The 19493-nt window shown below is 69.2% G+C and carries 18 protein-coding genes; 10 read left to right on the top strand and 8 right to left on the bottom strand.

All coding sequences use genetic code 11. The features are described 5' to 3' along the window. Positions 1 to 161 precede the first annotated feature (161 nt). A complete protein-coding gene (nrdR, locus tag NNI01S_RS17035) occupies positions 162 to 632 on the top strand; it encodes a transcriptional regulator NrdR (protein WP_063021079.1) in 471 nt (156 codons plus the stop codon). Position 633: 1 nt separating this feature from the next. On the opposite strand, the gene hrpA is transcribed toward nrdR, so the two are convergent. Next, positions 634 to 4755: an ATP-dependent RNA helicase HrpA gene (hrpA, locus tag NNI01S_RS17030; protein WP_063021078.1), complete on the bottom strand. Its 4122-nt coding sequence runs from the start codon at positions 4753 to 4755 to the stop codon at positions 634 to 636. A gap of 255 nt (positions 4756 to 5010) precedes the next feature. Between hrpA and NNI01S_RS17025 the strand changes: the two genes are divergently transcribed. Then, positions 5011 to 6240, top strand: coding sequence for an aminotransferase family protein (locus NNI01S_RS17025; protein WP_063021077.1), 1230 nt, complete (start codon positions 5011 to 5013; stop codon positions 6238 to 6240). 51 nt (positions 6241 to 6291) lie between these two features. Here NNI01S_RS17025 and NNI01S_RS36545 read toward each other — a convergent pair whose 3' ends face one another. Beyond that, positions 6292 to 6414 carry a GNAT family N-acetyltransferase gene (locus NNI01S_RS36545; RefSeq protein ID WP_357806302.1) on the bottom strand — a complete coding sequence of 41 codons (123 nt, stop codon included), beginning with the start codon at positions 6412 to 6414 and terminating at the stop codon, positions 6292 to 6294. Between the two features lie 627 nt (positions 6415 to 7041). Between NNI01S_RS36545 and NNI01S_RS17015 the strand changes: the two genes are divergently transcribed. The 3 genes from NNI01S_RS17015 (at position 7042) to NNI01S_RS17005 (ending at position 9197) form a co-directional block, all read left to right on the top strand. After that, entirely contained in the window at positions 7042 to 7722 is a 681-nt protein-coding gene (locus tag NNI01S_RS17015; protein WP_063021075.1) for a DUF5134 domain-containing protein, read from the top strand. Positions 7723 to 7786: 64 nt separating this feature from the next. Beyond that, complete coding sequence (gene sigK, locus NNI01S_RS17010) at positions 7787 to 8473, top strand: ECF RNA polymerase sigma factor SigK (RefSeq protein ID WP_245676228.1); 687 nt, start codon at positions 7787 to 7789, stop codon at positions 8471 to 8473. Continuing rightward, entirely contained in the window at positions 8466 to 9197 is a 732-nt protein-coding gene (locus tag NNI01S_RS17005) for an anti-sigma factor (RefSeq protein ID WP_063021073.1), read from the top strand. The genes sigK and NNI01S_RS17005 overlap by 8 nt, the downstream gene beginning before the upstream one ends. A gap of 6 nt (positions 9198 to 9203) precedes the next feature. Here the strand turns inward: NNI01S_RS17005 and NNI01S_RS17000 are convergent, their stop codons facing one another. The 3 genes from NNI01S_RS17000 to NNI01S_RS16990 form a co-directional block, all read right to left on the bottom strand. Further along, positions 9204 to 9878, bottom strand: a complete 675-nt coding sequence (locus tag NNI01S_RS17000; RefSeq protein ID WP_063021072.1) for a PhzF family phenazine biosynthesis protein — start codon at positions 9876 to 9878, stop codon at positions 9204 to 9206. Positions 9879 to 9983: 105 nt separating this feature from the next. Next, positions 9984 to 10523 (bottom strand): alkylhydroperoxidase, AhpD family, encoded by a 540-nt coding sequence (gene ahpD / locus NNI01S_RS16995; RefSeq protein WP_063021071.1) that lies wholly within the window; start codon positions 10521 to 10523, stop codon positions 9984 to 9986. A 79-nt stretch (positions 10524 to 10602) separates the two neighbouring features. Beyond that, on the bottom strand, positions 10603 to 11190 hold the full coding sequence (locus NNI01S_RS16990; RefSeq protein ID WP_063021215.1) for a peroxiredoxin: 588 nt from the start codon (positions 11188 to 11190) through the stop codon (positions 10603 to 10605). A 174-nt stretch (positions 11191 to 11364) separates the two neighbouring features. On the opposite strand from NNI01S_RS16990, the gene NNI01S_RS16985 reads away from it, so the two are divergent. The 5 genes from NNI01S_RS16985 (at position 11365) to NNI01S_RS16965 (ending at position 14472) form a co-directional block, all read left to right on the top strand. Next, the gene (locus tag NNI01S_RS16985; protein WP_063021070.1) at positions 11365 to 12273 is read left to right on the top strand and encodes a hydrogen peroxide-inducible genes activator; all 909 of its coding nucleotides are present in this window, start codon (positions 11365 to 11367) and stop codon (positions 12271 to 12273) included. Positions 12274 to 12314: 41 nt separating this feature from the next. Beyond that, entirely contained in the window at positions 12315 to 12809 is a 495-nt protein-coding gene (locus NNI01S_RS16980; RefSeq protein ID WP_218019217.1) for a gamma-glutamylcyclotransferase family protein, read from the top strand. A gap of 50 nt (positions 12810 to 12859) precedes the next feature. Then, complete coding sequence (locus NNI01S_RS16975) at positions 12860 to 13450, top strand: TetR/AcrR family transcriptional regulator (protein ID WP_063917520.1); 591 nt, start codon at positions 12860 to 12862, stop codon at positions 13448 to 13450. A gap of 73 nt (positions 13451 to 13523) precedes the next feature. Next, complete coding sequence (locus NNI01S_RS16970; RefSeq protein ID WP_218019216.1) at positions 13524 to 14258, top strand: SDR family NAD(P)-dependent oxidoreductase; 735 nt, start codon at positions 13524 to 13526, stop codon at positions 14256 to 14258. 1 nt (position 14259) lies between these two features. Then, entirely contained in the window at positions 14260 to 14472 is a 213-nt protein-coding gene (locus NNI01S_RS16965) for a hypothetical protein (RefSeq protein WP_063021068.1), read from the top strand. On the opposite strand, the gene speD is transcribed toward NNI01S_RS16965, so the two are convergent. The 3 genes from speD to NNI01S_RS16950 form a co-directional block, all read right to left on the bottom strand. Beyond that, a complete protein-coding gene (gene speD, locus NNI01S_RS16960) occupies positions 14469 to 15671 on the bottom strand; it encodes an adenosylmethionine decarboxylase (RefSeq protein ID WP_063021067.1) in 1203 nt (400 codons plus the stop codon). The genes NNI01S_RS16965 and speD overlap by 4 nt on opposite strands. An 8-nt stretch (positions 15672 to 15679) precedes the next feature. Further along, on the bottom strand, positions 15680 to 16795 hold the full coding sequence (locus tag NNI01S_RS16955; protein WP_063021066.1) for a type III PLP-dependent enzyme: 1116 nt from the start codon (positions 16793 to 16795) through the stop codon (positions 15680 to 15682). A 163-nt stretch (positions 16796 to 16958) separates the two neighbouring features. Next, positions 16959 to 19457: a DEAD/DEAH box helicase gene (locus NNI01S_RS16950; RefSeq protein ID WP_063021065.1), complete on the bottom strand. Its 2499-nt coding sequence runs from the start codon at positions 19455 to 19457 to the stop codon at positions 16959 to 16961. Between the last annotated feature and the right edge of the window lie 36 nt (positions 19458 to 19493).

The following is a 19493-nucleotide window of genomic DNA, read 5'->3' as shown; positions in this document are numbered from 1 at the left end:
CCGGACGGGTATCCTCGAAGTGTTATGCAGGTATTCCGCGTGTCGCACGAGGAATGCCTGGTGCGGGGGTATAGACCTCTGTACACGGGCTCGCCGGACCGATCGCCGCGATCGGTGCCCGGTCCGGACGCGAGCACGCGCATCGACGAAGGATTTCTCGGATGCATTGCCCGTACTGCCGACACCCCGACTCCCGGGTGGTGGACTCGCGCGAGGCCGACGAAGGCGCGGCCATCCGCCGCCGTCGCGCCTGCCCGCAGTGCGGGCGGCGGTTCACCACGGTGGAGACCGCCATCCTGTCGGTGGTCAAGCGCAGCGGCGTCACCGAGCCGTTCAGCCGCGAAAAGGTGATCCGGGGTGTGCGCCGGGCCTGCCAGGGCCGCGAAGTCGACGACGACGCGCTGAACCTGCTCGCACAGCAGGTGGAGGACGCGGTGCGGGCGAAGGGATCGCCCGAGGTGCCCAGCCACGAGGTGGGGCTCGCCATCCTGGGGCCGTTGCGTGACCTGGACGAGGTGGCCTACCTGCGGTTCGCCTCGGTCTACCGGTCGTTCACCTCGGCCGAGGACTTCGAACGCGAGATCCAGGAGATGCGCCGGGCGCGCGCCGAAGCGCTGTCGGCCGCCGACTGACTCAGCGCCGGACCGCGGCGATCGCCTTCTCGATTCGTTTGGCCGACACCGGGAACGGAGTACCGAGCTTCTGCGCGAACAGGCTGACGCGCAATTCCTCGATCATCCACCAGATCTCGGTCACCGCGGGTGCCTGTCTACGGTTCTCCGGCAACGACTCGACCAGGCGGTCGTAGGCGGCCAGGACCCGGTCGAGTTCGGCCATGCCCTGGCGATCGCGGACCGCCGAGCCGGGCAACGCTTCCAGTCGTGTCGACGCCGCCTGCAGGTAGCGCGGTAGTTCGCGCAGCCTGGCCGCGCCCGTTTCGGATACGAAGCCGCGGAAGACCAGGTTGTCGAGCTGGTGACGGACGTCCTCGGCGATATCGCGTTCGTTCGTTCGTTCCAGCGCCGCGGAGACGTGGTGGGCGCCGGCGAGCACCGGCACGACCAGGCGCACGAAACGCGCAACGGTGGCGGCGAAATCGGGACGGATCCGGGCGACGAGCGCGTCGAACTCCGCCGGATCGTGCACCGGTCCGCCCGCGGCCGTGAGCAGTTCGTCGGCGGCGGCAGCGCGGCAGTCCTCGAGCAGCGCCTCCAGCGAGCCGTACGGATTCTGGCTCAGGGCAAGGCGATCGGTCGGCGACAGGCCCGCGGTGGCGCTGCGGGCCGAAGCGGGCAGCGCGTGCAGCAGCAGCGCTCTGGTGCCCAGGCGCATGGCGGCGGCCTGCTGGGCGGGGGAGCTGAGCACCCGGACCGCCACGCCGTCGCCCTCGGCGACGAGCGCGGGGTATCCGGTGACGGTCTGTCCCGCCACCTCGCGTCGCACTGTGGGGGCGAGGGTGCCGAGCGATTCAGAGGTCCATACGGTGGCCGGCGGTCGCTCCGCGCCTGCGGTGGCCCGGGCGACCGAGGCGGAAACCTGCTCGGCCAGCTGCGTTTTCAGCGCGGCAAGGCTCTTGCCCCGCGCGAGCGTGGCGCCGTCGTCACCGATGGCCGCGAAGGTCATGCGCAGGTGATCGGGCAGTGCCGCGACGTCGAAGTCGGTGGGTGCGATCGGAACCGAACCCAGCTTGGACAGCTCGCGTGCCAGCCCGGCGCGCAGCGGCTCCGCACGCGGGGTCAGCGCGGCCAGGGCGGCGGCCGCGAAGTCCGGGGCGGGAACGACGCTGCGGCGCAACGCCTTGGGCAACGTTCTGATCAACGCGGCGGCCAGTTCGTCGCGCATGCCGGGCACCAGCCAGTCGAAGCCGACGGCGCGGACATGGGCGAGCTGTTCCACCGGGATCCGCACGGTGACGCCGTCCTCCTCGGTGCCCGGCTCGAACTGATAGGAGAGCGGGAAACTGAGTTCACCCTGGCGCCAGGAATCGGGGAAGGCGGCGGGGTCGAGTGCGGCCGATCCTTCGTTGACCACAGTGGAGGTGGTGAAGTCGAGCAGTCCGGGGTCTTCCCGGCGTGCGGAGCGCCACCAGCTGTCGAAGTGACGCACCGAGACGATGTCGGCGGGCAGACGTTTGTCGTAGAACTCGAACAGCACCTCGTCGTCGACCAGGATGTCGCGGCGGCGGGCGCGATGCTCCAGGTCGGCGACGTCGTCGAGCAATGCGCGGTTGCGGTGGAAGAACTCGTGCCGGGTCTGCCATTCGCCCTGCACCAGGGCATGCCGGATGAACAACTCGCGCGACAGCTCGGGATCGATGCGGCCGTAATCCACGGGCCTGCCGGTGACCAGCGGGATCCCGTACAACGTCACCCGCTCGTAGGCGCGCGCCGCGCCCCGCTTGACCGACCAGTGCGGTTCGGAGTAGGTGCGTTTGACGAGGTCGCCCGCGAGCCGCTCAGCCCATTCGGGCTCGATCTTCGCCGCCATCCGGCCCCACAGCCGCGAGGTCTCGACCAGTTCGGCGGCCATGACCCAGCGGGGCGGCTTCTTCGCCAGCGACGAACCGGGGAAGATCATGAACTTGGCGTTGCGCGCGCCGAGGAACTCGCGAGTCTCCGCCTCGCGGACGCCGATGTGCGACAGCATGCCGGCCAGCAGCGCTTGATGAATGCCCGCGGTATCCCAGGGGAGTCCGTCGTCCACGACGGACGCCGCGGTGGCGGGCCGGCCACGATCGGCGCCGGCGCGCGCCTCGCCGCCGCGCGCGGACCGACCCCGGCGGGATCGCTTGCCGGACTTGCCATCCGGCGCGGCCGCTGCGTCCCGGCCCGGCTCCGCCGAGTCCGTCGGCTCCGTCGGCTCCGCTGACCGCGTCGACCAGCCGAGGCCCTTGGTGATCGTGCGCAGTTGCCCGTGCAGGTCCTGCCATTCCCGGATCCGCAGATAGTGCAGGAACTCCTCCCGGCACAGGCGCCGGAATTGATTGGACGACAACGACTTACGCTGTCCGCCGAGGTAATCCCACAGGCGCAGGTAGGCCAGGAAGTCGGAGCCGTCGACCGTGAAGCGCGCGTGCCGGGCGTCGGCCGCCTGCTGCTGCTCGGCGGGGCGCTCCCGGACATCCTGGATCGACAGCGCCGCGACGATGACCAGCACGTCGGCCAGGCAACCCGTGTGCTGCGCCTCCACCAGCATCCGCGCCATCCGTGGATCGACCGGAAGCTGGGCCATGTCGCGGCCGATCGGCGTCAGCGACAGGGCGGTCGCGCCGTCTCCGTCCCGGGATCCGCCGTCCCGGCGCGCGAGCGCGCCGAGTTCCTCCAGCAGGGCGATGCCGTCGCGGATGGCGCGGCGGTCCGGCGCCTCCACGAACGGGAAGTTCTCGATGTCACCGAGACCGAGTGCGGTCATCTGCAGGATGACCGCGGCCAGGTTGGTGCGCAGGATCTCCGGATCGGTGAAGGTCGGCCGCGATTCGAAATCGTCCTCCGAGTACAGCCGGATGCAGATGCCGTCGGCGACGCGACCGCAGCGTCCTGATCGTTGCCGCGCCGAGGCCTGCGACACCGGCTCGATCGGCAACCGCTGCACTTTGGTCCGCATGGAATAGCGCGAGATCCGCGCTGTGCCCGGGTCGACGACGTACCGGATACCCGGCACCGTGAGCGAGGTCTCCGCGACGTTCGTCGCCAGCACCACTCGGCGTCCGGCGTGCGGGGCGAACACACGGTGCTGTTCGGCGGCGGACAGCCGGGCGTACAGCGGGAGAATCTCGGTGCGCGGCAGCTTCAGATCCCGCAGCGCGTCCGCGGTGTCGCGGATCTCGCGTTCGCCGGACAGGAACACCAGCACGTCGCCGTCGCCCGCGGCGAACAACTCCGTCACCGCGTCACCGATGGCGTCCACCGGATCCCGGTCGACGATGCGGGCGTCCTCGTCGTCTTCGTCCTCGGCGGAGCCCGGCAACTCCAGCGCGAGCGGACGGTAGCGGATCTCCACCGGATACGATCGGCCGGAGACTTCCACGATCGGCGCGGGAGTGCCTTGCTCGTCCGCGAAATGCCGCGCGAACAGCTCGGGATCGATGGTCGCGGAGGTGATGATCACCTTGAGGTCGGGCCTGCGCGGCAGCAGTTGCTTCAGATAACCGAGCAGGAAATCGATGTTGAGACTGCGTTCGTGCGCCTCGTCGATGATGATCGTGTCGTAGCGGCGCAGCAGCCGGTCGCGCTGGATCTCCGCGAGGAGGATGCCGTCGGTCATCAGCTTGATCAGGGTGTGCTCGGAGGCGTGGTCGGTGAACCGCACCGTGTAGCCGACGACATCGCCGAGTTCGGTGCCCAGTTCCTCGGCGATGCGCTCGGCCACGGTGCGGGCGGCGAGCCTGCGCGGCTGGGTGTGCCCGATGGTGCCGCGGACGCCACGGCCGAGTTCCAGGCAGATCTTGGGGATCTGGGTGGTCTTGCCGGAGCCGGTCTCGCCCGCGACGATGACCACCTGGTGTTCGGCGATGGCCGCGGCGATGTCCTCGCGGCGGGCGGTGACGGGCAGTTGCTCCGGATAGCGGATCCGCGGCACCGCCGCTCGCCGCGCCTCGACCCGCAGTTCGGCGGCCGTGATCTCGGCCTCCACCTCGGCCAGGTCGCCGCCGCGCGCCTTGTCGAGCCTGCGCCGCAACCGGTGTTCGTCGCGAAGGGAGAGATTCGCCAGGCGGGTGCGAAGGGCGCGGGAATCGGTGGCGGCTGTCCTGGTCATTGCATCGACCAGCCTAGCGAAATCCGCCAGCGGATTTTTCCACCAGGCGACGCGTTCGGTAGCCACGGGGATGCACGACGTCGTGCGGCGGCCCGCCGACAGCCGTCGATATGCGAGGATCGGACGAGGAACGAGGATGCCGGCGCCGCCGGGCCGGCCGCACCGTGGTGGCCTGCCGGCGTTGCCGAACAAGCGTCGGTCCCGGCGCCGTGTTGCACAGAGCCGGGCGGTCTGGCAACCGGTGGAGGTGGACGCATGAACGCGCTGTGGCACGGCTTCGCCGACATGGGCGCCGTCGAGCGGGACGGAGCGTTCGTGGTCGCCCGCGGCGACGGCGCCTACGTCTTCGACCGAGCGGGCAAGCGTTACCTCGACGCGACCGCGGGCTTGTGGTTCGCCAACGTGGGGCACGGACGCGGCGAGATCGCCGACGCGGTGGCCGCCCAATTGCGCACGATCGCGCACTACTCCAATTTCGGCGATATCACCGAGCCTGCCACCCAGGAACTCGCCGAGCGGCTCGCTCGCCTCGCTCCGGTGCCCGGTAGCAAGATCTTCTTCACCTCGGGCGGCTCCGACTCCGTCGACACCGCGACGAAGCTGGCCCGGCGTTACTGGCACGAACTCGGGCAACCCAGCAAGACGATCGTGGTCGGGCGGCGGATGGCCTATCACGGCATGCATGTGGCGGGGACGGCGCTGGCAGGGCTGCCGGGGAACCGGGAAGGTTACGGCGAACTGATGCCCGCGGCGCGGACCGTCGAATGGGACGACGCGAAGGCTTTGCTCGCCTTGATCGAGGAGGTCGGCGCCGAACGGATCGCCGCGTTCTTCTGTGAGCCGGTCATCGGCGCGGGAGGCGTGTATCCGCCTCCGGCGGGCTATCTCGCCGAGGTGCGGCGCATCTGCCGCGACCACGACATCCTGTTCGTCGCCGACGAAGTGGTGACCGGTTTCGGCCGCATCGGCGGCGCGTGGTTCGCCTCGTCCCGGCTCGCGCTGGAACCCGACCTGATGACCACCGCGAAGGGGCTGACCTCAGGCTATCTGCCGATGGGCGCGGTCTTTGCCGCCCCGCGCGTGGCGGAGCCGTTCTTCGCGGGCGGCGTCTGGTGGCGGCACGGCTACACCTACGGCGGCCACGCGGGGGCCGCGGCGGCCGCGCTGGCGAATCTCGACATCATCGAGCGGGAGGGCCTGCTCGACGCCGCCCTGCGCCTGGAGGCCGGCTTACACGATCAGCTGTCGGTGCTCGCCGCACATCCTCGGGTCGCCGAGGTGCGCAGCGGGTTCGGCGCCGTAGCGGCGATCCAGCTGGCCGACCCCGCCGAAGCGATTCCGCTCGTGCACACTCTGCGTGCGCACGGCATCTCCGGTCGGGCCGCCGGCCAGGGCGCCATGCAGATCTCCCCGGCGTTCGTCATGACCGACGACCAGATCACCGAGCTCGTCGACGGTTTCCTCCGCGCCCTGAACGACGCGTGATCCGCCGGCAGAGCGATGGTGCGCACCGGACCCGATCTCAGAGGGCGCGGGTCATGAACACGCTGTGCGGATCGGGACGGTAGTCACCGAACGGCGCGCAGTGGCTTCGGCGATCACGTGGCGCAGCAGGGCGGATGCGACGCCGCGACCTCGGTGTGCCGCCGCGGTGCGTATGGATTAGATCTCGGCGTGGTCGTCGTCGAGGCGGTTCAGCGCGGCGCACCCGGCGAGGGCCGCACCGTCCCGCCCCGCTCAGAATGTGATGTCCGGGTGGCGCAGCGCCGCGCGGTCCAAGGCATGCATGTTCTCGGCGGGTGAGTGGGCGGCCATCTCGGTGAGCTGCTCGGTGAGCAGCGGCTGCGATCGCGGGGCCGGTCAGGTCGTCGGCGACGATGCGCAAACCGCTCTCCGGCTGGATACCGTACTGATCGGTCTGGTCGGGCATGGATCCATCATGGGCGGAGTGCCCGCCCGGCTGCCGGGCCGCCCGCCGCACCGGCAGCCCACTGTGATCGGGAACTGCGGCTCGCCGCGGTACCGAACCGTCTCCGCCCGTCGTGCGTCGCGCGGACCGCCGTACGTTGTGGCAGATCTGTGCGGCAGACGATCTCGCGAATAGCGCGGCGACCGTGTTCCTCGATCGATCGGATCGATGCTCTGCCGGGGAAATTGCTGGTCGATCGCGGTAGCCGCAGTCGATCGACGCTGTGCGCCAATCGAAAAGGACACCCCGGCCGTCTCGGGATGCGAGCATGGAGAGGCGACGACCGTGGTCGCCGTGCTGAGAGGTGGTGGGGTGTAGTGGAGTTCGTGCAGGAGTACGCCGCTGTGCGGTGGGTGGTGGTAGCGGCGTTCGTGGTCGCCGCGGCGATCGTGCTGTCCCGGGTGACGGCGCCCGCGACACCGTCCGCCGAAGCCACCGAAGGGTTGCCGGAATCTTCCGCGCCGCAGGATCTTTCGGCCGGGCACTCGGAGTCCGACGCGGCGCATCTGGTGATGTGCCTGGTCATGCTCGGCATGCTGCTGTTCCCCTCCGGTGCGAGCCCGCACGCGATGCGCGGGGTGCTGACGGCGATGGCCGTGGTCTTCGCCGGGTTGCTGACGATCCGCGCCGCCGAGTACGCCACGCAGGGACGGCCGTTGCCGGTCAGCCGGCTGGTGCCGCTCGGCTACCACATCGTGGCCGCCGCCGCGATGCTCTACGCCATGTCCGGCCACACGTCCTCCGGGCACGCGGGCGGCCCGGCCGCCGGTCCCGCGCTCGGTCTCGCCGGACTGTTCCTGCTCGACGCGCTTCTGGTCGCCTTCGCCGCCCGGGGCGGCTGGGCGCACGCACGCGTGCCGGGGCCGCTGAGGCTGCTGGTGCGTTCCGGCGGCTGTGTGGCCGCGCTCACCGGTCCCGCGAAACCGTGGACTGCGGTGCCACACGTGGTGATGGATGCCGGGACCGCCTACATGCTGCTGTCCGTGATCATTCGCTGACCGGGGACCAATCCGGTTCCCAGCGCATACCGAACCCCTGTGCATGCAGGCACGGGATTCGGCCATGAGCAACGAACACGGTTCTGCTTCACTCCGACGGCCCGGTGATCCGGCGCGCACAAGAGAGGAATCCGATGACCCGGCGCTCGCGTGCCCGCTGCCCACCGGCTACAACCGGGCGCAGGCCGGCCGCGCGAGCCGTGAACTCGCGGCGCTGCTCGCCGCCGCGGGCGCGGGCGACCGCGGCGCGTTCACCGAGTTCTATCAGCTGACCAGCCCGCGGGTGTTCGGTCTGACGGTGCGGATCCTGCGCAGTCACGCCGCCGCGGAGGAGGTGACCCAGGAGGTCTACCTGCAGGTGTGGTCGATGGCCGACCGCTACGACGCCACACTGGCCAGCCCGGTCGGCTGGCTGATGATGCTCGCCCATCGCCGGGCGGTGGACCGGGTCCGCGCGGAGAGTTCGGCCACCAGCCGGGACCTGGTCTACGCGCACGAGCACCTGGGTCGCGACCATGACGTCGTCGCCGAATCGGTGACCCAGCGTATCGAAGAGCAGCAGGTGACAGCCTGCTTGAAGAACTTGACCCCCACCCAGCGCGAAGCGATCGCGCTGGCTTATTACAGCGGGTGGACCTACCGAGAGGTCGCCGATCATCTCTCGGTGCCGCTACCCACGATCAAGACCCGCATCCGCGACGGGCTGAAGAGATTGGAGAAGTGTTTGTCCGGGGAATCCACCGATGGTTGACACCTCGCCGCGGTCGGAGGCGGACCTCATCGACCTCGCCTACCCGTGCGCGCTGGACGCGGTGGCCGATATCGAGCGCAGGCATATCGATGCCCGCTTGGCCGCCGCGGACCCGGACGTGCGACAGGCTTTTTCCGACACCGTCTGGCAGGTGCGCGACGTCATGGGGCGGCTGGCCGTGCTCGACGAGTTCGCGCCGCCGCCGGAGCTGGAACGCCGCATCCTGGCCGCGCTGCCCGACGAACCCCCGGCTCGATCGATCCGGCGTATTTCGACGTGGCGGCGGCCGACGCGCTGGGCGGTACCGATCGCGGCCGCAGCGTGCCTGCTGTTCGGTGGCAGCGTGCTGACCGCGCAACTGATCAGCAACCCATCCGATCCGGCCGCCGCCGACCAAGAGCACATGCATCCCGAGGCGCGGACGGTCAACGGATCGTTCGCCGGCGGCGGTCTGCTCGTAGTGGACGCTTCGCCCGAACTCGGGCGCGCGGTCGTCGTGTTCGACCGGGTGGCGCCGCCGCCGCTGGGACAGGTGTATCAGGTGTGGCTGGTCGGGGCCGACGGACAGCCCCGATCGGCCGGGGTACTGAGCGACCTGCCGTCGACCGTCCGGCCGTTCGTCACGGGTTTCCGGTCGGGTGAGGTACTCGCGGTGAGTGTGGAACCGGACGGCGGTTCGGACGCGCCCAGCGGCGATCCGCTCGTGGGTGTGACGCTGCCCTGAGGGAACCTAGATTTCCACCGGCTGGTCGGGGACGACTCGACCGCCCAGATGGACCCATCCGTCGGAATCCCACCGGGTGAACAATTGCGAGCCTTTGCCCTGGGTGATGACCAGGCCCTTGCGCAGCAACGCCGTCAATGCCACAGCAGCGGCCCCGGTCGCCTCGTCCTCGGTGATCCCCATGGTCGGAGCGAACATGCGTGAGCGCAGGGCGGCGCGGTGTTCGTCGGTCCACGCCCACAGGTAGTGCGGGCCGCCGGGGAACTCGTCCGGTCGCAGGGTCGCGAGTTCCTCGGTGTCCTCGAGCTGATGGAAGGTGAACGCGGGCGCCCATTCGCCGCGAGCGGTGATCCAGGTCAGACCCTCGGTGAGTTCCACCGCCACCGGGCCGGCGGGGACATCCAGGACCCGCACCGGGATACCCTGCGACGCGAGCCACCACGCGGTGCCGACCGACGGGTGGCCCGCGAAGGGAAGCTCCATCGTGGGGGTGTAGATCCGCACCGCGACGGTGTCGTGCACCGGTTCCTCGACCACCACGGTCTCGCTGTATCCGGCTTTGGCCGCCAGCGCCTGCCGATCGACCGCGGCCACGTCGGCCGCCCGCGCGATGCCCAGTTCGTTGCCGTATCGCCCGGCGGCGTCGGTGAACACTCGCACCACATCGACCTGTGTGCTCATGCCCGCCGAGCCTACCCGGATGCCGCGGGCCGAGCTGTCGGCCGGATCACATCGGAATGCGAAAGAGGCCCCCGCCGCAGGACAGGGGCCTCTTTCCCGGCGAAATCAGATCGCGGCCGCGGTGAGGGCCTCGGTCGACTGCACCGCCTGGCCGACACCCGCCACGATGGCGGCGGCGCGCAGCGATTCGAAGATCACCTCACGGGATACGCCCGCTTCGCGCAGGGTGTGCTCATGCGCCTCGAGGCAGTGCGCGCAGCCGTTGATCGAGGAGACCGCGAACGACCAGAGCTCGAAGTCGGCCTTGTCGACGCCAGGCGTGCCGATGATCTGCATGCGCAGCCCCGCCCGGAGATCGTCGTAGCGGCCGCCGAGGAACGCCTTGCCCCGATAGAACACGTTGTTCATGCCCATGATCGAGGCGGCGCCGAGCGCGGCGTTGTACGCCTCCGCCGACAACACGCCGGCGGCTTCTTCGGCGATCTCGCGCAGCGTGGTCGTCGACCGGGTCGCGGCCGCCGACGCCAGCAGGGTGCCCCACAGCTGCTGCTCGTTCAGCACGGTGGTGCGCGCGAGGGATGAAAGGTTGAGCTTGAGGTCCTTGGCGTACTCGGGAAGGGAGTTCTTCAGGTTCTCAATGCTCATGCGGCGATTCCTCTACTCGATGCGGCCCCACGCGGGACCAGGGCGGTTTCGACAGTGTGGGTGACGGTGACGACGGTGTTCAGACGCTGGCGGCCAGAAGCTCGGCGGCGTTGATGGTGGGGTCGCCCTTCTTCCAGTTGCAGGCGCACAGTTCGTCGGACTGCAGCGCGTCCAGCACGCGCAGGACCTCGTCGACGTTGCGGCCGACCGAACCCGCGGTGACCGAGACGAACTGGATCTCGTTGTTCGGGTCGACGATGAAGGTGGCCCGGTCGGCGACGCCGTCGGCGTTGAGCACACCGGTGGCCGTGGCCAGTTCGCGCTTGAGGTCCGACAGGATCGGGAAGGGGAGGGTCTTGAGGTCCTCGTGCTGCGCGCGCCACTGGAAGTGCACGAACTCGTTGTCCACCGACGCGCCGAGCACCTGCGCGTCGCGGTCCTCGAACTCCTCGTTGAGCTTGCCGAACGCGGCGATCTCCGTCGGGCACACGAAGGTGAAGTCCTTCGGCCAGAAGAAGACGATCCGCCACTTGCCCGCGTGGTCGTCGCTGGTGATCTGGGTGAAGTAGTCGTCGGGCTGCTGAGCGTCGACCTTCGACAGGTCACCGCCGATGACCGCGGTGAGGTTGTATGCCGGGAATTGGTCGCCGATGGTCAGCAGGGCCATGCTCATCTCCTCGTCATTGGGTTGCCAACTGTGTTCTGCGGTATTGCGGGGTCTTTGCGGTTGCGTAGGCCACCGCCGCGGACCGGACTCACACCGCGGGTGAAAAGCTCAGGGGGGATCTTGCCGAAGGGGCGCTGAAAGGTAAAGGTGATCAGTCGCACTACACTGATAGGCGTGACTGATCAGACTTATCAGCCCACCCTGTCACAGCTGCGTGCGTTCGTGGCGATCGCGGAATACCGCCATTTCGGCACCGCGGCCGCTCGCCTCGGTGTGAGTCAGCCCACGTTATCGCAGGCGCTCGCGGCTCTGGAACAGGGGCTCGGGCTGCAGCTGATCGAGCGCAGCACACGGCGCGTGCTGGTGACCGCAGCGGGAATGCGCTTGCTGCCCAAGGCGATGGCGACGCTGGAGGCCGCCGACCGCTTCGTCGCCTCGGCGACCGGGGATGGGCTCGGCGGCACGCTGCGCATGGGCATCATCCCGACGGTCGCTCCGTATGTGCTGCCGGGATTGCTGCCGGAGCTGCGCAAGCGGCTGCCCGAATTGCGTCCCCAGATCGTCGAGGACCAGACCGCGCGGCTGCTGGACGGGCTGCGCACCGGCGTCTTGGACGTCGCGCTGCTGGCGGTGCCCACCGAGCTGGCCGGGCTGGTCGAGATCCCGCTCTACTCCGAGGAATTCGTGCTGGTGACGCCGCGTGGTCACGAGCTGGCCGGGCGCACCGACCTCGCGGCGGCGGTGCTGGACGCGCAGCCGCTGCTGCTGCTGGACGAGGGTCACTGCCTGCGTGATCAGACCTTGGAGGCGTGCCGCTCGGCCGATGTGCACCCGGCCGCCGTCGGCGACACCAGGGCCGCGTCCCTGTCCACCGTGGTGCAGTGCGTCGCGGGAGGACTCGGCGTGACCCTGATTCCGCAGATGGCCGTCGCGACGGAAACCGCTCGCGGCACATTGGATGTCGCCCACTTTTCGGCGCCCGCCCCCGGACGCACCATCGGCCTGGTCTTCCGTACTTCCAGCGCGCGCGCCGAAGACTACGAATATCTGGCCGCCATCGTCCGCGCTCAGCGGCCTATGTGAGCCCTCTGAAGGCGCAGTGGAGGGATGAGAGGAGCGGCGAAGTGGAATCCGCGGCACTGGGAGAGGGGCGGCTGAGCGGCCTGTCCGGGTCGGGCCACGTGCTGTTCGCCTATGGCACATTGCAATTCCCCGAGGTGCTGGAGACGCTGCTCGGGCGGGTTCCGTCCCTCGAACCGGCCGAGCTCACCGGATGGCGCGCTGCCGCGCTGCCGCGGCGGCTCTATCCGGGGCTGGTCGCCGCGCCACGAAGGCTCACTCGCGGCGCCCTGCTGAGCGGCCTCACCGCGGCGGAATGGGCGATCCTCGACGCTTTCGAGGACGACGAGTACGACTTGCGCCGGGTGCGCATCGAGGGCCGCGCTGCTCCGGTGTGGACCTATGTCTGGACCGTGACGGCGGATCCGGTGGATTGGGACCGGGATCGGTTCGCCGCCGAGCACCTCTTGGGCTTCGCCGCTCGGTCCGCGCGGTGGCGCCGAAGCCCGGAAAGCTCCGGTGGTTCGGTCGGACCCGGATGGGTGGGGTTCCCGGGGTAGACCACGTCCGGCCGTTGCCATTCCAAGACGACCGGTCGTATATTGAGCGCATGGCACGACCCCGGCGCAGCGAGGACACTCGGCGGCTTCTCGTCGAAGAGGGCGCGGCGGGGTTCCTGACGAACGGATACCACGGCACCGGGATCAAACAGATCCTCGACAAGGTCGGCGTGCCGAAGGGTTCGTTCTACAACTACTTCGACAGCAAGGAGAGTTTCGGGCGCGCCATCATCGAGCACCACTCCGTGTGCGTGCAGCGCAATCTGACCGAGGCATTCGGTGCGGCGCCGGACCCGGTGAGTGGTCTGCGGGCGTTCTTCACCCGGCTCATGGACGACTTCGTGGCGGCCGAATTCACGGGCGGCTGCCTCATCGCGAACCTCGGGGGCGAGCTGGAAGGCAGTGACGTCTTGCGGGAATCGCTGTCGGTGGCGTGGACCGCGTGGCGCGATCGCGTCGCCGAGCAACTCGCGCAGGCGCAGCGCCTGGGCACGATCCGCGCCGACATCGACGCGGGCGAACTGGCCGATCTGCTGCTCGAGTCCTGGGAGGGCGCGGTGATCCGGATGAAGATGGAGCGGACCCTCGCGCCGCTGCACAAGTGCCTGGATCGCTTGCTCGGCGACTATTTCTTGCCTTGATTCCAGGCAATACACCCATCCGGTCGTCGCGGCTACCCATTCCAAGACGACCGGTCGTATGGAAGGGATGGAAATGGCGAAGACGGTCCTCGTGACCGGTTCCTCCAGTGGGATCGGTCGCGACATCGCACGGGCATTCGTGGAGCGCGGCGATAACGTCGTACTCAACGGCCGGGACGAGAGGAAGCTGGCGCAGGTGGCCGCCGAACTGGACGCGCCGCAGCGAGTGGCCACGGTGGCGGGTGACATCGGGGCAGCCGCGACCGGAGCCGCCTTGGTCGCCGTCGCCGTAGAGCGGTTCGGCGGCGTGGACGTCCTGGTCAACAACGCGGGCGTCTTCGGGGCGAAACCGTTCGTGGACGTCACCGAACAGGACCTGGACGGCTACCTGAACGGCAACCTCAAAGGCACCTACTTCACCACGCAGGCCGCGGTGCGGCGGTTCCTGGCGCAGGGGCGTGGCGGCAGCATCGTGAACATCGGCACGGTGCTGATCGATCATGCCCTCGCCGGGTTGCCCGCCACGGCGGCCTTGGTCAGCAAGGGCGGCGTCCACGCACTGACCACCAGCCTCGCCGCCGAACTCGCCGCCGACGGGATCCGGGTCAACGCGGTCGCCCCCGGCATCATCCGCACGCCGCTGTTCGGCGACGGAGACGAGCCGGCCTCCGCCGGGCTCGCGCTGTTGAACCGCATCGGCGAAGTCGCCGAAACGACCGCCGCTGTGCTGTATCTCGCCGACGCGGAGTTCACGACCGGACACATCCTCCCCGTCGACGGCGGATTCATCTCGGGAAGGGCGGGTTGACATGCCTTTCGTCGATACCGAAGTGACCGACGACGGCGTCACCCGCGGGCAGAAAGCGCGACTGATCAAGGGCGGATCTGCTGCAAGACGTGCTCGGCAAGGCGCAAGTGACGCCGCCGCAGCCGTCGCCCGCGGACGCGGCGCGGCTCTGACCGGCGAACGCCGGATGCGCCGGTTCCGGCCGGAACCGGCGCATCCGGGCGCCCTCGCCTAGACCCGCAGGGCGTGCGGTTCGATCGCGCCGCGCATCAGCGCCCGCGCGTCGATGGTCTCGGGCTTGTAGGGCAGCAGCGCCAGGCGATCGGTCATCCCGCCGACCGGGTCGTCGACCGCGTCCACCAGGCCGAAGAGGAACGACCACTCGTGCTCGTCGCTGCCGTAGTGCACGACGGTGCCGAACTGCTCGTGGAAACGCTGCCAGGACCGCTTCAAGGTCTCGTTGCGCCACATGGTCGCGCAACCGGCCTGGGCGCACAGCACGCCGCCGGGCGCGAGCAGCGCACGACATCGGGACAGGAACTCCGCCTCGTAGAGGCGGTTGTGCTGCGCGTCCTCGACACGCTCATCCGGCAGGTCGATCACGACGACGTCGTAGCGGGTGCCCGCCCGCTCGGCCTCGGCCAGGAAATCCCAGCCGTCGGCGTAGTGCACCTTGATCGGCCCTTCGCCCTCGACGGCGGCGGCCAGCTCGTCGCTGGTGTAGCCGTAGGGCAGGTGCTCGGCGCACAGTTCGACCTCGAGCCGGTCGATATCCACGTGGTCGACGAGGGTGGCGCCCGCGGCGACCGACATCTGGCTGGCCACGCCCTCCCCGGAACCGATGATCAGCACCTTGTCCAGCTTCTCGGCCAGCGCGAAGGCGGGCACCATCATCGCCTCGTGGTAGGTGAGCTGGGAGAACTCGGTGGACTGGCGGTCGTCGTCGGAGAACAGGCTGATGCCCTGCTCGGTCCGCGCGATGACCATGTGCTGGTAGGGGGTGTGAGTGTCGACGATCACCTCGTGCAGGTCCCAGATGCGGGTCAGACCCGCGCCCACCGGCTCCTCGATCCGCTGGCTGCCGTGTCCCCTGCGAATGACCTGCATGCGAACATCCTTGGGAGCCAACGCGTCCCGCAGCAGCTCGACCGCCTTCGACGCGCCTGCGCCGATGCTGCCGCAGGTGAACACGTCGACGAAGATGTCGCCGGACTCCGGATAAGTGTGAATCGAGGCGTGGGACTCCGACAACAGCGCGAGGACGGTCACCCCCTGCGGTTCGAACTTCTTGTGTACGACATCGCAGATGGTGACGCCCGCCGCGATCAGAGACTCACGCAACGCCGATTCGAGTCGTTCGAGATCGTCGCAGAGATCTGCGTCGACACCACCGAACTCGGCCAGCACATGCCAACCGGTGAATTCCGCCGTCATGGGCAAACTCACTCTCGCTCAGCGCCCGAGACATGAACGGTCAAGGGCGGAAAACCATTGAAGGACACCGACGAATAACTCGCGGTATAGGCACCGGTGTCGAGGATTCGAACGCGATCACCGGCTCGCAACGTGGTCGGTAGGAGGACTCGCGTGCGTTGATACAGTACATCGTCGCCGTCGCAGGTCGGACCGGCCACCACCGCCTCGTCGACGGGGTCGCCGTCGCGGTCGGTGACGAACCGGTAGGCGATGTACTCGTTCTCGGTCTCGGCCATTCCGTTGTAGCGGCCGATGTCGAGATACACCCAGCGCCGGCCGTCCGGCGCGGTGCGGACGCCGACCACCTCGGCGTGAATCGTGCCCGCCGAACCGACCAGCGCTCGGCCCGGTTCGACGACCAACCCGGTTGTCCCGGAAAGGAATTCGGCCGCGGCGTGCTTGACCACCGCGGCGATCTCGCCCAGCGCGGGCGCCGCGTCGGCGTAGGAGATCGGTAGCCCGCCGCCGATGTTCACCGAGCGCACGGAGATATCCTTGTCGGCCAGTGCCTCGGCGATCCGGCCCGCCTGCTCGATGCCGATCCGCCACGCGGCGGGGTCCAGTTGCTGGGAGCCGACGTGGAAGTACGGCCCGGCCACGACCAGCCCGAGGTCTCGGGCGCGGACCAGCAGCCGCAACGCCTCACCCGGACTGCAGCCGAACTTCGTGCCGAACGGCGTGCGCGACTCCGGCGCGGAGGCGAGGAAGCGGCACTCCACCTCGGAGCCGGGTGCGTGCTCCGCGATCCGCAGCAGGTCGTCCTCGGTGTCGAAAGCGAAGCGCCGCACCCCCAGGGCGTAGGCGCGGGCGATGTGCGCGGCTTTCTTGATCGGGTTGCCGTAGCACAGCCGCTGCGGGGCCACACCCAGCCCGAGGCACAGGTCGATCTCACCGATGCTGGCGACGTCGAATTCCGCGCCTTCCTCCTCCAGCAGGCGCACGATCTCCGGCACCGGGCTCGCCTTCACGGCGAAGCGGATCCTCGTCGCGGCGCCGGTCCCCGTGGACAGGGCGGCGTCGAGCGCGCGGTAATTCCGGCGGACACGCTCGGGATGGATGACAAGGTACGGCGATTCGGGCATAGTTGATCTTTCGCTTGGGCAGCGGGGGAGAGAGTATCAGCGGCCCCTACCCAGAAACGAATCCGTCGAAACCTGGGTTCGCCACGTGGTCGCGCACCCCCGTCGTGCTGGCGTGACGGAGCTGCTGACCTGCGTGGATACAGGACCGATGGCCGATGCGGGCTCAGCCGGCGGACACGGTGACGTCGTCGAAGACGACCTCGCCCGCGGCGTCGGACTCGGCCAGATCGACTACCGCATCGATCGACCAGCCATGGTCGCCCGCCGGGTCGTCCAGCACCTGCCGCACGTGCCAGAATCCGGGTCTTCGTTCCACCTGGAACAGTTGCGGACCCCGTGCGTCGGGGCCCGTGCCGATCCGCTCGTATTCCGCGTAGTAGTCCGCGAACGCCTCCGCCCAATCCGGGCCGGGGCCGAGTTCGGCCAGCTCGCCCCAGCGCCGCAGCGCGGCCAGTTCGACGCGGCGGAACATCGCGTTGCGGACCATGACGCGGAACGCGCGCTCGTTGGCCGAGATCGGGCGCACCGTTTCCGCGCCGAACGCGACCTGGTCGGCGTCGGTTTCCGCGCCGGGGTTGGTCAGCTGCTCCCATTCGTCGAGCAGGCTCGAATCGACTTGGCGCACAAGCTCTCCGAGCCATTCGGTGATGTCGTCGAGCTCCTCGGTGCGCGCGGAGTCGGGCACGGTGCGCCGCAGCGCACGGTAGGCGTCGGCGAGATAGCGCAGCACCACGCCCTCGGAGCGGGCCAGCTCGTAGAAGGAGATCAGCTCCGCGAAGGTCATGGCGCGTTCGATCATGTCGCGGACCACCGACTTCGGCGCGGGTGCGAACTCCGACACCCACGGGTGCCCGGCGCGGTAGGTCTCGTAGGCCGGTTCGATGAGTTCGGCCAGGGGCTTTGGCCAGGTGACCTCTTCGAGCAGCTCCATCCGCTCGTCGTAGTCGATGCCGTCGGCCTTCATCTCCGCGATCGCCTCGCCGCGCGCCTTGTGCTGCTGAGCCATCAGCAGCTGGCGCGGATCCTCGAGGGTGGATTCGATGAGTGACACCACGTCGAGGGTATAACTCGGGGACTGTTTGTCCAGCAGGTCCAGCGCGGCCAGCGCGAACGGCGACAGCGGCTGGTCGAGGGCGAAATCACGCTGCAGGTCGACGGTCAGGCGGGCGCGGCGGCCCTGCTCGTCGGGTTCCGGCAGCTGCTGGACCACCCCGGCGTCACGCAGCGCGCGATAGAGCCGGATGGCGCGCAGGATGTGCCTGCGCTGGGCGGGGCGCGGCTCGTGGTTGTCCTCCAGCAGGTGACGCATGGCGGTGAAGCAGTTGCCCGGCCGGGCTATCACGTTCAGCAGCATGGCGTTGGTCACCGCGAATCGCGACACCATCGGCTCCGGCTGCGCGGCGACCAAGCGATCGAAGGTCTCTTCGCTCCAGGAGACGAAGCCTTCCGGCGGTTTGCGCCGCTGCACCTTGCGCTGCTTCTTCGGATCGTCGCCCGCCTTGGCCAGCAGCCGGGTGTTCTCCACCTCGTGTTCGGGAGCCTGCACGACGACGGTGCCCATGGTGTCGTAACCCGCCCGCCCGGCGCGGCCCGCGATCTGGTGGAACTCGCGCGCCTTGAGCCGGCGGGTGCGTACGCCGTCGAACTTGGTCAGCCCGGTGAGCAGCACGGTGCGGATCGGCACGTTGATGCCGACGCCGAGGGTGTCGGTGCCGCACACCACCTTCAGCAGGCCCTCCTGGGCGAGGCGCTCCACCAGGCGGCGGTACTTCGGCAGCATGCCCGCGTGATGCACGCCGATGCCGTGCCGGATCAGTCGCGACAGAGTCTTGCCGAACCCGGCGGCGAACCGGAACTCGCCCAGCGCGTCGGCGATCGCGTCCTTCTCGGCGCGCGTCGCGAAATTCACGCTCGTCAGCGCCTGGGCCCGCTCGAGCGCGGCGGACTGGGTGAAGTGCACCACGTACACCGGGGCCTGATGGGTGGTGACCAGCTCTTCGAGGGTCTCGGTGATCGGAGTGCGGGCATAGGAGAAGCTCAGCGGCACGGGGCGCTCGGTGCCCGCGACGACGGCGGTGGAGCGGCCGGTCCTGCGCTCCAGGTCACGGGCGAAGAAGTCGACCTCGCCGAGCGTGGCCGACATGAGCAGGAACTGGGCGCGGGGCAGCTCGAGCAGGGGGACCTGCCACGCCCATCCCCGGTCGGGGTCGGCGTAGAAGTGGAATTCGTCCATCACGACCTGGCCGACGGCGGCGTCCGCGCCCTCACGCAGCGCCAGATTGGCCAGGATCTCCGCCGTCGCGCAGATGATCGGCGCCTCCGGATTCACCGCGGCGTCACCGGTGACCATGCCGACGCGTTCGGCCCCGAACACCTCGCAGAGGGCGAAGAATTTCTCGCTCACCAGCGCCTTGATCGGAGCGGTGTAGTAGGTGCGCAGTCCCTGGGTCAAGGCGAGAAGATGTGCGCCGACCGCGACGAGCGATTTTCCGGAACCGGTTGGAGTGGCGAGGATGACGTTGGATCCGGAGGCCAGCTCGAGCAGCGCCTCGTCCTGCGCGGGGTAGAGCGGGGTGCCCTGCTCGGCGGCCCACATCCCGAACGACTCGTAGAGCGCATCGGCGTCGGTCCCCGGGATGTCGAGCAGTTCGGTCAGATCCACTCCGACCACCCTACGGCCTCGCCGGTGGGCACGCGT

Source organism: Nocardia niwae NBRC 108934 = DSM 45340, assembly GCF_001613465.1.
GTDB lineage: Bacteria > Actinomycetota > Actinomycetes > Mycobacteriales > Mycobacteriaceae > Nocardia > Nocardia niwae.
Note: the sequence above shows the minus strand (reverse complement) of the source record. Positions and strands in the feature narration are given on the sequence as shown.

Bases quoted from the DNA above. Each gene is read 5' to 3' on its own strand.
- nrdR (WP_063021079.1), top strand. From the start codon at position 162: ATGCATTGCCCGTACTGCCGACACCCCGACTCCCGGGTGGTGGACTCG.
- hrpA (WP_063021078.1), bottom strand. From the start codon at position 4,755: ATGACCAGGACAGCCGCCACCGATTCCCGCGCCCTTCGCACCCGCCTG.
- NNI01S_RS17025 (WP_063021077.1), top strand. From the start codon at position 5,011: ATGAACGCGCTGTGGCACGGCTTCGCCGACATGGGCGCCGTCGAGCGG.
- sigK (WP_245676228.1), top strand. From the start codon at position 7,787: ATGAGCAACGAACACGGTTCTGCTTCACTCCGACGGCCCGGTGATCCG.
- NNI01S_RS17005 (WP_063021073.1), top strand. From the start codon at position 8,466: ATGGTTGACACCTCGCCGCGGTCGGAGGCGGACCTCATCGACCTCGCC.
- NNI01S_RS17000 (WP_063021072.1), bottom strand. From the start codon at position 9,878: ATGAGCACACAGGTCGATGTGGTGCGAGTGTTCACCGACGCCGCCGGG.
- ahpD (WP_063021071.1), bottom strand. From the start codon at position 10,523: ATGAGCATTGAGAACCTGAAGAACTCCCTTCCCGAGTACGCCAAGGAC.
- NNI01S_RS16990 (WP_063021215.1), bottom strand. From the start codon at position 11,190: ATGGCCCTGCTGACCATCGGCGACCAATTCCCGGCATACAACCTCACC.
- NNI01S_RS16975 (WP_063917520.1), top strand. From the start codon at position 12,860: ATGGCACGACCCCGGCGCAGCGAGGACACTCGGCGGCTTCTCGTCGAA.
- NNI01S_RS16970 (WP_218019216.1), top strand. From the start codon at position 13,524: ATGGCGAAGACGGTCCTCGTGACCGGTTCCTCCAGTGGGATCGGTCGC.
- NNI01S_RS16965 (WP_063021068.1), top strand. From the start codon at position 14,260: ATGCCTTTCGTCGATACCGAAGTGACCGACGACGGCGTCACCCGCGGG.
- speD (WP_063021067.1), bottom strand. From the start codon at position 15,671: ATGACGGCGGAATTCACCGGTTGGCATGTGCTGGCCGAGTTCGGTGGT.
- NNI01S_RS16955 (WP_063021066.1), bottom strand. From the start codon at position 16,795: ATGCCCGAATCGCCGTACCTTGTCATCCATCCCGAGCGTGTCCGCCGG.